We start from the raw sequence: 13164 nt of genomic DNA on the forward strand, positions 1-13164 counted from the left end.
GCCAGCGGTGGTGGGTCTCGATACGCCCCTGCGGGGCTACTCGACCAGCATTCTGCGGGCATCTCTCCCGAGCAGATCCGGGGTCAGCGGCGGCGGCGCAGCAGGGCGTCGACCGAGAGGCGGCCGGGGCCGGTCAGCACGAGCGCCACCGCTCCGGCGGCCAGCACCAGGACGAACTCGATGCCGCCGGTAGCGGCGAAGAAGCCGCTCGGCAGGTGGACGACGACGAGCGCGACGACCGCCGTGATCGCGAGGCCGGCGGCGGCGATCCGGGTCAGCAGGCCGACGATGATCGCGGCGCCGCCGAGCAGCTCGGTGAAGGCGGCGACCGGGGCGAGGACGGCGGCGAACGGGATCCCCATCGCTCCGAAGCCCTCGGTCGTCGCCGCGAGGCCGTCGACGGCGATCTTCTGCCAGCCGTGCGCGAGGAAGACGGCGCCCAGCGCGAGGCGGAGGACGAGCAGTCCGGCGGAGACCCCCGGCAGTGCGCCGCGGCGGGCCGTGGAGGAGGTGGTCGGGCGGTCCAGCGTGGTGGTCATGGCGTGCCTTCCGGTCGGAGCGGATCTCGAGGGGGAGTGCCGCACGCCGTCGTGCTCGTGCTCGACCGTAGGCGGGACCGCCGCCAGCACGCGCTCCGTGGAGTGGACACTGAGAACTCGCACAGGCTCACCCCAGGCTCCAGCCCCCGCACACGCTGGAGCCGGCGCCGCCCTCCTCACGAAGGCGGCGCCGGCTCCCGCACCGCTCCTCAGCAGCTCGCGGCCGGGTACTCCTCGCTCTGCTCCCGCGTCACGTCCTCCCCGTCGACGGTGCCCGTCACGGTCAGGTCGACCGCGTCGGCCGGCACCGTCTTGGCCCGGGTGGTGAAGGAGTGGAACGCGCTCTTCCCGGGCGCGACGGCGGTGAACGCCTTCTCGCCGTAGGCCGTCGTCATCGTGATCCCCACCGGCACGTCGGCCGTGTTGACCGCGGTGACGCCCAGCTGCACCTTGCCCGCGACGCACCGGCTCTGCACCGTCACGTCCAGGTCCGGCAGCGCCGGGGCGGCGGGGGCGACCGCCGCGACTCCGAGCCACGAGATCACCGGCTTCTCGCCGCCCGCGCCCTCGTTCGTCACCCGGTACTCCACCGTGGTCGGCGCAGCGAGGGTGAAGGTCAGCGCCCCGGTCAGCGGCGTGCTCGTGCCCGACAGCGGGATGTTGCCCTTGGCCAGCTCCACGCCCCCGGCCGAGACCGTGTGGTTCATCGTCCGGCTGAGGTTCCACCACTCGGTGAACCCGCCCGTCAGCGTGTACGTCCCGGCGGCCAGCGGCAGCCGGTAGATCAGCTGCGTCGTGTCCTGGTAGAGACCGGTCGAGAACTTGTCGTTGACGTCCGTCCCGGTCTTCACCTTCATGCCCTCGGGCGCGAAGCCCCACTGGTCGGCGGCGGTCGAGGCCCGGTCCGACACGGCGTTGAGCAGCGACGGGACGGCCGCCTGCACCGCGCCGTACTGCGGCGAGGAGGTCGCCGCGGTGCCGGAGTCGATGTAGTAGACGAGCCCCTCGGGAACGATCTCGTAGCGCGCGGTCACCTTCGCGCCGTTCGCGAGCATCCCGCGCAGGGTCACCGGCGCGTAGTCGGTGCGGGTCTGGGCCGCGGAGTCCGCGTCCCAGGTGATGCCGACGGAGGCGCCGTCGACCGTCACAGTGGTCGGCAGCGCGGCGCTCGCGGTGAGCGCGCCCTGGTAGCCGAGGTCGCGGGTCACGCGCTGGACGTAGACCAGCGCGAGCCGCGCGTTGTAGCCGCTCGTCCCGTCGGTCCCGAAGGACACGTCCACGACGCCCGGCGCCGCGAGGGTCACCTGCTGGCGCACCGGCGTGGCCGCCCCGGTCGAGACCGCGGTGGCGCGCTTGGTCGTGCCGGCCGCGGTGACGGTCGAGACGACGTTGGTGGTCAATCCGGCCCGCGGCGCCTGCACGGCGACGACGTCGTAGGTCCCGGCGGGCAGCGTCAGGTGCGTCACGACGGGCTTGCCGAAGTCGGCCGGCACGTACGAGGAGCTCCAGTCCGCGGGGTTGCCGGGCACGACGGCGCCGGTCGACGTGGTCGAGTACCCCCAGGTGCTGCCCGCGGAGACGCCGTCCCACTTGCGGTCGGCGGCGTCGTTGAGGACGCCCGGCTGGCTCGCCTTCACGGCCGCGTAGGCGGATCCGGCGGCGGCTCCGCTCGAACCCGAGTCGACGAAGTAGCGCAGGTCGGCCGGAGTGACGAGCAGCGGCACCGAGAAGCGCTGGAACACCCCGGTCGAGGCGACCTTCTCAGTGGTCCGGCCGGTCAGCCGCACCGTGCCGAGCTCGGCCGTCCCCGCGAGGGCCTGCGCGGCGCCCGCGTCCCAGGTCACGGCGCGGTCGGTGCCCTCGAGGGTCAGGGTCTTCGGCAGTCCGGCGGAGGTGGTCCCGGCGATCAGGCCGAGGTCGCGGACGTCGGTGCTCACGCCCTCGGGCACGAGCTCCGCGGCGGTCCGGCTGAGGCGCGCCACCAGAGCGGCGGCCCCCTCCGCGTCGAGGCCGTAGCCGGCCGGGTCGGCCAGCGCCGATCGGGCGGAACCCACGACGCTCGCGAACGGAGCCCAGGAGGAGGCGCTCCACTCCGCCTCGACGAAGCGCTCGGCCGTCGCCAGCGCCGCCGCGAGGGCGGTGGTGTCGACCGCGGACGAGTCCGCGTTCGCGACGACCACGCCGACCGCATCCACGTTCAGGACGCCGTCGTTCGCCGTCTCCAGCACCACCGTGTGCGCGCCGTCCGCGAGACCGCGGAGCTGGAACGCCGTGCGCTCGCTGCCCGCCGCCCAGGTCGGCGCGTTCGTCGCCACCCGGACGCCGTCCACCGTGACGTTCAGCGTCGCGGCCCCGGTGTTGCTGCCGAGGACGTCGAGTCCGGTCCCGGTGAAGGAGTAGCTCAGCGCCGCGCCCTTGCCGGTGCTCTTCGACGCCGTGCGCTGCCACTCGAACATGCCCTGGCCGTTGATGTGCGTCCACTGCTCGTCGAACTCGAGGATCGGCGTCGAGCCGTCGCTCCAGCTGGTCTGGTGCATGCCGTCGACGACGGTGGAGTAGTAGGGAGTGAAGCCGGGCACCTGCTCGACGACGAGGTCGTCGAACTGCGTGAAGGTGAAGGCCGAGCCGAGCTGCACGCGTCCCGCGGCCTGCGGCGACGGGTCGGCGTACGCGGCGACCTGCACTCCGTTGAGGTAGGCGGTGTACTTGTCGCCCGCCACCTGCACGGCGATCCGGTTCCACACTCCGGTGCCGGTGCGGAACGCCGTGCCGGGGGTGGCGGAGGCGGTGCCGGACGCGACGGAGGTGCCGTAGCGCAGCAGGCTCCAGGCGCCCGTCGCGTCGACCCGCAGCTCGGCCGCGGAGACGTTCTGCCCGTTGGGCGTCCCGCCCTGCTCGCGGGCGCCGAGGGTCGCGTACGGGGTGCCGCCGTTCTCGAAGAGCACGTCGACCGAGGCGCGGTAGTTCGCCCAGCGGTAGTCGCCGATCGTCGTCTTCGGATCGCCGCCGTTCCAGGCGGAGCCGTTCATGCCCGGGCCGACCTGCTGGCGCAGCACGCGGTCGCGCGCGGCGTCGCCGGTGGCCACGGACTCGAAGGCGCCGTTGGTGTCGTTCGTGTAGCGCGGGATCGCGCCGTCGTCCTCCGGCTGCACCGCGGGGGTGCCGGCGGGCTTCGCCTTCGCACCGCGGCTGTCGAGGAACGACTCGCCGGAGTCGCTCAGCGCCCCGGTCGCCGGGTCGTAGGAGCGGATGTCCGCCGCCTCGGCGTAGTCGAAGTCGTCCGCGTAGAGGACGGAGTCGGTCGTGACGCCGTTGACGTCGCCGCTCGCGTCGGTGTCGAGCACGTCGCGGCCGCCGTCGGCGTCGGTGTACTCGGGCGAGGTCGGCAGGGTCGAGCCGTAGCCCTCACGCGGAGTGAGGACACCGCCGGCGCTCGCCGCGTGGTCGAGCGTGGTGGCGGTCGCCGTCGACCAGGGCTTCACGGTCACCGTGTACACGCCGTCCACGTCGGACAGCTCCGACACGGGCACGACGTAGTTCGCGTCGTAGGCCTCGCCGGCGTCGGCCGCGCGGGTCTCCCAGACCTCCATCGTGCGGTCGTCGCCCAGGTCGAGGTCCTCCGTCGAGAGCGCGTAGGTCTTCTCGAACGGACTGTCGTTGACGATCACGGTCGAGAAGTCCGAGCCGTCCGGTGCGGCGAGCGTCGTGTACGACACCGCCCCGGTCGAGGCGCCGCTGGGCGGGTTGCCGCCGCCGAGCGCGCTGCCGGAGGCCTGCGGGATGCCGCGCCAGACGCCCGCGGTGTTGTCCTCGTTCTCCCAGCCGAGCTGCGCGAACTGCGTGTACTGCTCGACCGCGGCCAGGCCGCCGTCGTAGTACAGCCAGCCCGACCACGGGTCCCGGGCGCTGACCAGCTCCTTCGAGGAGTACTGGAAGCCGTCGTAGAAGGAGCCGATAGCCGGCTGGAAGATGTTCAGGGTCCGCAGCGACTTCGCGAAGCCGGAGGTGACCCAGTTGCTCATCTCGAGCGCGCTGTTGGTGCCGCCGAACTCGGTCCCGGTGCCGCCCTGGCCGTCGGGGTTCGTGTTGTTCGGGCGGTCGGCGGAGTTGGAGAAGGTCGCCTGGCCCTCGGAGTTCCAGATCTCCTTGTCGTAGGTCTGCGCGAACCTCTTCAGGTTCCCGTTCGCGTCGTCCGAGGTGGCGTAGTGGAAGCCGACGACGTCGACGGCGTCGCGGAGCGACGGGTCGGTGGTCGAGTTCAGCTGGTCGCCGAAGGAGGTCGGGGGAGTGCCGACCGTGTCCGCCGCGACCGTGCGGATCGCGCGGTAGCGCTCGCCCTCGTCCGCCGAGGCGAAGCCGTTGTTCGGGTCCTGCGCGCTCGCGCCCTCGTAGCCCTTGGTGTCGGTGCGGAGCCAGGTGGAGAACTTCTTGTAGAGCGCGGCGTTCGGGCTCGTGGTCTCGTTGGTGTCCGGGTTGATCGAGTCGACCATGATCCCGTACTCGCGCTCCGCGGCCAGGACGGTGTTCTTGAACCAGATGTACTGGTCCTCGTCGCTGGTCACCCAGGTGGGGCGGCTCCAGCGCAGGATGCTGACGTGCACGTCGCCCTCGGCGACCTTCTGGGCGTCCGCCGCCAGCTGGAAGCCGGGCTCGCGCTGCACGTTCGGGTACTCGTCGCGCGAGCGCATCGTCGCGACGTTCGGCCCGGTCGAGGTGTTGCGGTCGTTGCCCATCTCGATCTTGATGGTGGTCATGATCGGGTGCTCGCCGCCGAAGAGCGTCTCGATCAGCTCCCAGTACTTCTCGGGGTGCTGCGACTTGTAGTCGAGCAGCAGCGCGCTGGTCGAGTTCGCGGAGAGGATGCCGAAGCCCTTGAAGGTCAGCGCGTTGACGCTCTCCGCCGCGGCGGCGACGTCGGCCGCGGTGACGGTGACGGCCTGCACGTCCGACGGCGCGGCCTGCGCGGCCGGCACCTGGGCGAGCCCCGCGGCGAGCAGGGCTCCGAGCGCGGTCGCCACGACGAGGGTCCGTCCCCTCCCCTCCTTCCTGCGGTGCGGCCTGCTGAGCGAGGGGGGCTCGGGCTGCGAGCCTCGAGCGTGCCGGGGAGAGCGGTTGAGCATGAGTGCGCCTCGTCGTCGAGTCGAATGAGATGAGCGATCCGCCAACTCCGATCATTTCAGAACATGAGGAGAGCGCTCGCTGTGGTCACCGTATCCGAGCGGTTTCGCGGGCGCAACGGCTCGAAGCGGCGCCCTAGCAGGGTCTTTCCTCTCGGCGCGACCACGGGATAGTCTGCTCGGCAGCGCGGATCACCTTTCTCTGATGATCGATAATGATCGAACGGGAGGGGCGGGACGCGCGACGACGAGTCGGCGACGAGGCCGGCCGGAGAACGGAGAACCCCTGCCATGACCACCCGCCCCACCCGGATCCGTCCCCTTCTCACCCGCGGCGCCGCCGGTCTCGCCGGGGGCCTGCTCCTGCTCGGCGTCGCCGGCACCGCGTTCGCCGACGAGCAGCAGGGCGCCGACGACGTCGACGTCAACGTGCAGATCGCACCGCTGACCACGCCCGGCTCGCTCTCGATGACGGTCGCGAGCGACTCCACCGCGCTGACCGAGAACGGCTCGACGGGCGTCGTCCGCCAGTTCACCGGCACCCTGCCGACCGTGACGGTGACGGACACCCGCGACGCCGCGGACATCCCGGCCGGGGCCGGCTGGTACGTCCTCGGAACCGCGAGCGACTTCACCTCGTCGACCGGCGACACCATCGGCGCGGAGAACCTCGGCTGGGCCCCGAACCTGATCGACGGCGGCGACTCCGGCCTCGTCGCCGAGGGCGACGTCGTCGACACCGCCCTCGACGGCGGCCCCGACGGCGTCGGCCTCGTCGACCAGGAACTGCTCGCCATCACCAACGACTCCGCCGGCGTCGCCGAGGAGGGCTCTTGGACCGCCAACGCGGCCCTGACCCTCAAGACCCCGACCACCGTCGACGCGGGCGCCTACAGCTCCACCCTCACCCTCTCGCTCTTCGAGTGATCATGGTGGTCGAGTAGCCGCCCCCGGCGACGAGCCTTTCCCTGCTGGTCGAGTAGCCCCCGCAGACGGCGTGTCTTTCATGCTGGTCGAGTAGCCGCCGCAGGCGGCGTATCGAGACCCACCCTCCTGAACCCGATGCGCCCGGTCTGCGGCCTCCTCGATCAGCACGAATCCTCGAGTGGACCCGCGACGGGCCTCGAGTCCCGAGCAGGCCCCTGTACGCGTCCACTCGGCGGGGCCGGCTCGCGCGAGTGGACGCGCGTCGGGCGCTGCGCCCAGGCCGGAGCCCGGTCCGGGTCCACTCGCGCGCCCGCCTCATGCTGGTCGAGTAGACGCCGCAGGCGGCGTATCGAGACCCGGCGTGCTGGGGACGGTGGATCTCGATACGCCCGCTGCGCGGGCTGCTCGATCGGCAAGAAGGGGCTGCTCGATCGGCAGGGGGTCGATGAGGCCGGCGGGTGCGGTGCCCGCGAGCGTTCGGTATCGTGGCGCGCTCCGAGACCCGAGGGGGGCATCGTGGGGCGTCAGCACACCATCGCAGGAGCCGTCGGGATCCTTCTGCTCGCGCTCTCCGGCTGCGCCTCGCCCGCGGATCCCGAGCCGGAGGGGTCCGGCGGCGGGCTCGACCTCGCCGTGTCCGCGGTCTGCGAGGCGGGCGCGGATCCGCAGTGCACCGCGGTCGGCGGCCAGGACGTGCTCGTCGACCCGGCGGCGTTCACCCGGGCGGGTGTCGCCTCGGTCGAGGTGTCCGGCACCGGCGACGCCCAAACCGTCGACGTGCGCTTCGACGAGGACGGCGCCGAGCTCTTCCAGGACGCGACGGCGGAGGCGGCGGACGCCGGCCCGGACGCGCGCCTGCTGCTGCGGGCCGGCGACGTGGTCGTCTCGGCCGTGGCGGTGACGCAGGCGATCGAGGGCGACTCGGTGCAGATCCTCCCCGGCGACGAGGACGCGCGGGAGCTCGCCGACCGCATCCGCGCGGGCTGACCCGGGCGGTCAGGACGCCGGCGGCTCCTCCACGCCGAGCTGCACGGCCAGCTCCATGCAGCGCACGCGGGCGGGGGAGAAGTCGTAGGGCAGGCTCCGGATGACGTCCGCCGCGCTCCGGGCGCGCGCATCGGCCGCGGGGGCGGGCGTCTCGGCGTCCTCGGGCGGGTGCCGCTCGTCCCAGGCGTCGGCGAGAGCGTCGTCCTCCTCCAGCTGACCGGACTCGACGCAGACGCGCAGCAGTTCCGTCTCGAAGGCGTGCCGCTCGGCCGCCACCTGCGCGACGCGGGGGTCGTCGACGGCGACGGTATCGTCCAGGGCCTCCTCGGCGGCGTCGACGCGGTCGGACGCGGCGCGCAGCTCGGGGTGCGCGGCGAGCGCGGCGAAGCGGCCCGCCTGGATGGCGGCGCCGAGCGGGCCGAACACCCGCTCGGTGACCAGCAGGACGTCCAGGTCGTCCTGGCGCAGCGAGCCCTCGGGCGCGCCCTCGAGGCGGCCGGAGACGAGGTCGTCGAGCAGGCCCAGCCGGCTGCCGAGGGAGCGCATGCGCTGCACCGACGCCCGCTGCCGCTGCAGCTCGGCCTCCTGCGCGGCGAGGGTGTCCTCCAGCCGCGCGAGGACGTCCGCGACCTCGTCCGCGCCGTCCGCACTGTCCGGCGCGGCGCCGGCGAAGGCGTCGCGCACGTCGTCGAGGGCGATGCCCGCCTCGGCCATCCGGCGGATCCAGAGCAGCCGGATGATCTCCTCGTAGCCGTACCGGCGGCGCCCGTCGCCGCCGCGCTCGCGCTCGGGGAGCAGGCCGACCTGGTGGTAGTGACGGATCCCCCGGGGAGTGACGCCGACGAACGCCGCGGCGTCGCCGATCAGGACCTCACGGGGCGGGGTCGGGAACGGATGCATGGCGGGCCTTCCGGGTCGGGTCGGGACGTGCTTCGAGCAGACCACATGACGCTGCGGCAGGAGCAAGGCGCTCGACGTGTCCGGCGACGGTGGATCTCGATACGCACGCTGCGCGGGCTACTCGATCAGCATGCGGGGGCCCGCTGCGCGGGCTGCTCGATCAGCATGGACTCGGGCGGCCCTACTCACGGGGGAGGGGACGGTCTGCGCCGCCGTGCATGCTGGTCGAGTAGCCGACGCAGGCGGCGTATCGAGACCCACCCCTCCGGGAGGCGTGCCTCTCCTCGAGCAGCCGGCGGTCAGGCGCGCGGGCGCGGGGCCGCGGCGCTCTCGCGGAGGACGAGCTCCGGGAGCTCGGAGGAGAAGGCGGCGCCCGTGCGGCCCTCCATCGCGGTGAGGAGCAGGCCGAAGCCGCGGCGGCCGAGGCCGGCGAAGTCCTGGCGGACGGTGGTCAGGGCGGGTGTCCACATCCGGGCGAGCGGGTGGTCGTCGAAGCCGACGACGCTGATGTCCTCGGGGACGCGCAGCCCGGCCTCGGTGATGCCCTTGATCACGCCCATCGCGATCTCGTCGTTGCCGCAGAAGACGGCGGTGACGCTGGGGTCCTCGACCAGCCGAGCGGCGAGCAGCCGCCCGGACTCGGGCTCCCAGGTCGCCTCGAACGGGGTCGGCGCCGTGGCCACTCCCGCGGCCTTCAGCGCGCGGCGCCAGCCGGTCGTGCGTCCGTCCTCGCGCCGCGACGGCGGGATGCGGATGTGGTGCACCGTCGCGTGCCCCAGCTCGAGCAGGTGCTCGGTCAGCGCCTGAGCTGCGCGGAGCTCGTCGAGCACCGCCTGCGGCCGCCGCCCGCGGACCCCCGAGAGCGCGACGACCGGCACGGTCTCCGGGATCGCCGCGAGCACGGCCACGCCGGGCGGATCGAACTTGAGGACGACGATCCCGTCGGGGCTCTGGTCGAGCACCGAGGAGAGCGCCCGCTCGACGTGCTCCGGGTCCGCCGACTCGACGACGGTGATGGTGACGGTCCAGCCGCCGGCGCGCGCCTCCTCCTCGATGCCGCGGATCGCCTCGGCGTAGCCGTACTGCGAGGTGTTGCCGGCGACGACGGCGATGGTGCGCGAGCGCCGGGTGACGAGGTTCCGGGCGACGGCGCTGGGCCGGTAGTTGAGCTCCGCGATGGCGGCGAGCACTCGCTCGCGCTTGTCGGGGGCGACCCGCGCGGCGCCGGTCAGCACCCGCGACACGGTCGGGACCGAGACGCCCGCGAGGCGGGCGACGTCGGCGATGACCGGGGCCCTCGTCGACCTGTCGCGCGTCACGCCGTCCCGCTTCCGTCCTCGACCGTCCTGCAAGTGCCCGGCGAGCCACGACGGAGCGAGGGCGACCGGCTCGGTGCCGCGGGCTCCGGCGGTGGTCACTTCACCGCGCCGCTCGTGATGCCGGAGATGATCTTGAGCTGCGCGAAGACGAACACCAGGAGCAGGGGCAGGCTCATCAGGATGATATAGGAGAAGATCAGGTGCCAGTTCTGCAGGTAGAGCCCGGCGCTGGCGACCTGGTAGAGGTTCAGCGGCAGGGTGTCGAGGCGGCCGCCGACCACGAAGAGCGCGTAGAAGACGTCGTTCCAGATGTAGAGGCAGATCAGGATCGTCGCGGTCGCGAGCACCGGCATCAGCAGCGGCAGGATGATCGTGAAGAACACCCGGATCGGCCGCGCGCCGTCGACGCGGGCCGCCTCCTCCAGCTCCGCCGGAATGGTGCGGACGAAGCCGGTGACGAAGAAGATCACGGTCGAGAGGTACATCCCCATGTAGACGCCGACCATGCCGACGGCGGTGCCGGCGAGGCCGAGCTGGCGCAGCAGCAGCACCACGGTGACGACCGCGGGCGGCAGGACGATGCCGCTGATGGCGAGCGCATAGACGACGGCCATCCCGCGACCGGTGCGGCGGCCGAGGATCCAGGCGGCCATCGAGCCGAGCACGAGCACACCGAGCACCGAGGGCACCATCACGAGGACGCTGCCGAGGAACGCGGGGACCATGCGGCCGTCGGTGAAGACGGTCGCGAAGTTCTCGAGCAGCTGCCACTGCGAGGGGGCGGCGAGGTTGGGGTTCAGCGCCTCCGCCTGGGTCTTGCCCGCGGTGCTGACGATCAGCCAGAACGGCACGCCGAGCAGCAGGGCGACGCTGGCGAGGGCGGCGATCGGCTGCAGCAGCGGGCGGCGGGAGCGGCGGACCCGCGACTCCGGGGCGGCGGGAGTGGACGTGACCGGTCGCTCGATGACGGTGCTCACAGGACGTCCTCTCGACGGCGCAGGGTGCGGATGACGGGGAAGGCGAGGACGGCGACGGTGACGAAGAGGATCAGGCTCATCGTCGTCGCCTGCGCGAACAGGCCCTGGCCGAAGGTGCGGAAGATGAAGATGTTGAGCAGCTCGGTCGTGCCGCCGGGGCCGCCCTCGGTGGTGGCCTGGACGATGTCGAAGCCGTTCATCGAGCCCAGCAGCGCGGTGGCGACGTTGAAGGTCAGCGCCGGCGCGATCAGCGGGAAGCGGATGTCGCGGAAGGTCTGCCACCAGGAGGAGCCGTCCAAGCGCGCGGCCTCGAGCACGTCGCCGGAGATCGTCTTGAGCCCGGCCAGGTAGATGAGCATCGACAGGCCCATCCACTTCCAGGAGTGGATCAGGGCGACGACGACGATCGTCCAGGTGGTGTCGCCGAGCCAGGCGATCGAGACCGGCTGCCCGGAGACGAAGGAGAGGATCCCGTTCAGCGCGCCGTCGGGCTTGAGCAGCGCCTGGAAGACGTAGCCGACCGCGAGGGCGGACATGATCACCGGGATGAAGAACATCACCCGGGCGAAGCGGTTGACCCGGGTGTCCTTCTCCAACAGCAGCGCGAGGATCAGGCCGAAGACGTTCTGGAAGACCGCGACGAGCACCGCGTAGACCAGCGTCACCCGCAGCGCCTGGATCAGCGTGCCGCTCTGGAAGAGGTCGACGAAGTTCGCGACGCCGACGAAGCCGATGGCGGCCTTGAAGCTGGACCAGTCGGTGAAGGCGTAGACGAAGTTGAACACCGTCGGCACGAAGAAGAAGACGATCAGGACCAGGAGGGCCGGCACGAGGAAGACCAGCGGGTGGTCGGAGCGGCGTCCGCTCGGCATGCCGCCGGTCTTCACGGCGCGGGCGAGGACCCGGGGTGGCGCGGCGGCTCGGGTGGTGGACACGCGGGGCACTGCCTTTCGAGAGAGGGGGTCGTGCGCGGGAGGGTCCGGGGCCCGCCGTCGTGGCCGGGCCCCGGTGTCGAGCGGCTAGAAGCCGGTGGCGCCCTGCGCCTTCGCGAGCTGCGCGAACTGGTCCTGCGTGGCCTGCGCGACCTGCTCCGGGGTCTTGGTGCCCTGGATCATGTCGGCGAGGTAGATGTACAGGTCGGGGTTCGCGATGGCCTGGGCCTGCATCGAGCCGACCGAGTCGCCGACGGAGTCGCTGACCGAGACGAGCGCGGTGGGCACGGTGTCGGGCGTGGTGACCGAGGGCTGGAGCGAGATGGTGTCCTGCGCGGTGACGAAGTCCGAGTAGCCGTCGCCGAGCCAGTAGGAGAGGAACTGGCGCGAGGCCGCCTCCTTCTTCTCGTCTCCGGTCGCGAAGGCGACGAGCGCGTTCGACTGGTCCGGGATGAAGGTGCCGACGTTGCCCGAGGGCGAGATCGGGAAGAAGCCGATCGTGTCGTTCAGCGTCGCGGTGTCGGACAGCGACTGCAGCTGGCCGAAGAAGGAGTTGACCTGGACGACCATCGCGGCGTCGCCGGCGAGCAGGGCCGCGCCCTGGTCCTCGAAGGTGGCGGTCTTGATATCCTCGTTGAACAGGCCCTCGTCGATCAGACCCTTGTAGGTGTCGATCGTGCCCTGGATCGTCGGGTCGGTGAACTTCTCCTCGCCCGAGTTCACGCGGTCCCAGAGGCCGTCCTTCGCAGCGTCGGCGAGCTGCACCTGCACCCACCACTGGGTGGCCCAGCGGTCGGCACCCATCTCGAAGAACGGCGTCTCGCCGGCGGTCTTGAGCTGGCGGGCGGTCGCGAGGAACGAGTCCCAGTCGGTCGGCGTCTCCGTGATGCCGTTCGCCTCGAAGACCTTCTTGTTGTAGTAGACGCCCTCGACCGCGGGGGTGGTGACCAGCGCGGCGTAGCGGGTGTCGTCGAGCAGGCCGGTGATGTCCTTCAGCGAGGGGTCGACGTCCTCGAGCCAGGGCGCTCCGTCGAGGCTCTGCAGGTTCGTCGACGCGTTCAGCGCGGTGAGCTGCGAGGCGGTGGGCTGCCAGAAGGCGAGATCGGGCTTGTCGCCGGTGGCGACCTTGGTCTGCACGCCCTGCTCGTAGGGGTCCGGGATCGTCTCGACGTCGACGCTGGCGCCGGTGAGCTCCTCGAAGCCCTCGATCACCGACTCCGGGACGGTGTTGGAGTTCTGCGCGGCCCAGATGGTGAGGTCGGTGCCGGACAGATCGGCGTCCTGGGCGGGCCAGGAGGCGGGTGCGGCGTCGCCGCCCGCGGTTCCGCCGCCGGCCCCGGGGTCGCTGCAGCCGGCGAGGAGCAGGGCGGAGGCCGCCGCGAGGACGGCCGCGCTGAGGAGTGACTTCTTCATCGAAATACTCGAGCTTTCTGTGAGGGGAGAGGGTGTGCCGGGACGGGTGGATC

The 13164-nt window shown here is 72.1% G+C and carries 9 protein-coding genes; 2 read left to right on the forward strand and 7 right to left on the reverse strand.

All coding sequences use genetic code 11. The features are described 5' to 3' along the window. Positions 1-83: 83 nt before the first annotated feature. Together MT355_RS10620 and MT355_RS10625 are read right to left on the reverse strand one after the other, a co-directional pair. Complete coding sequence (locus tag MT355_RS10620) at positions 84-539, reverse strand: DoxX family protein (protein ID WP_243599486.1); 456 nt, start codon at positions 537-539, stop codon at positions 84-86. 209 nt (positions 540-748) lie between these two features. Further along, positions 749-5557, reverse strand: coding sequence for a hypothetical protein (locus MT355_RS10625; protein WP_243599487.1), 4809 nt, complete (start codon positions 5555-5557; stop codon positions 749-751). A gap of 390 nt (positions 5558-5947) precedes the next feature. On the opposite strand from MT355_RS10625, the gene MT355_RS10630 reads away from it, so the two are divergent. After that, positions 5948-6583, forward strand: coding sequence for a hypothetical protein (locus tag MT355_RS10630; RefSeq protein ID WP_243599488.1), 636 nt, complete (start codon positions 5948-5950; stop codon positions 6581-6583). A 516-nt stretch (positions 6584-7099) separates the two neighbouring features. Further along, positions 7100-7570 carry a hypothetical protein gene (locus MT355_RS10635; protein ID WP_243599489.1) on the forward strand — a complete coding sequence of 157 codons (471 nt, stop codon included), beginning with the start codon at positions 7100-7102 and terminating at the stop codon, positions 7568-7570. A 9-nt stretch (positions 7571-7579) separates the two neighbouring features. On the opposite strand, the gene MT355_RS10640 is transcribed toward MT355_RS10635, so the two are convergent. From MT355_RS10640 to MT355_RS10660, 5 genes are all read right to left on the reverse strand, one after another. Next, entirely contained in the window at positions 7580-8470 is an 891-nt protein-coding gene (locus MT355_RS10640; RefSeq protein ID WP_243599490.1) for a MerR family transcriptional regulator, read from the reverse strand. Between the two features lie 299 nt (positions 8471-8769). Next, positions 8770-9888: a LacI family DNA-binding transcriptional regulator gene (locus tag MT355_RS10645; protein WP_243599491.1), complete on the reverse strand. Its 1119-nt coding sequence runs from the start codon at positions 9886-9888 to the stop codon at positions 8770-8772. Next, on the reverse strand, positions 9885-10766 hold the full coding sequence (locus tag MT355_RS10650) for a carbohydrate ABC transporter permease (protein ID WP_243599492.1): 882 nt from the start codon (positions 10764-10766) through the stop codon (positions 9885-9887). The genes MT355_RS10645 and MT355_RS10650 overlap by 4 nt, the downstream gene beginning before the upstream one ends. Next, complete coding sequence (locus MT355_RS10655) at positions 10763-11701, reverse strand: carbohydrate ABC transporter permease (protein ID WP_243599493.1); 939 nt, start codon at positions 11699-11701, stop codon at positions 10763-10765. Before MT355_RS10655 ends, MT355_RS10650 begins: the two co-directional genes overlap by 4 nt. 84 nt (positions 11702-11785) lie before the next feature. Beyond that, positions 11786-13111 (reverse strand): ABC transporter substrate-binding protein, encoded by a 1326-nt coding sequence (locus MT355_RS10660; protein WP_243599494.1) that lies wholly within the window; start codon positions 13109-13111, stop codon positions 11786-11788. Positions 13112-13164 lie beyond the last annotated feature (53 nt).

The sequence above is a fragment of the Rathayibacter sp. VKM Ac-2929 genome, assembly GCF_022815495.1.
Lineage (GTDB): Bacteria > Actinomycetota > Actinomycetes > Actinomycetales > Microbacteriaceae > Rathayibacter > Rathayibacter festucae.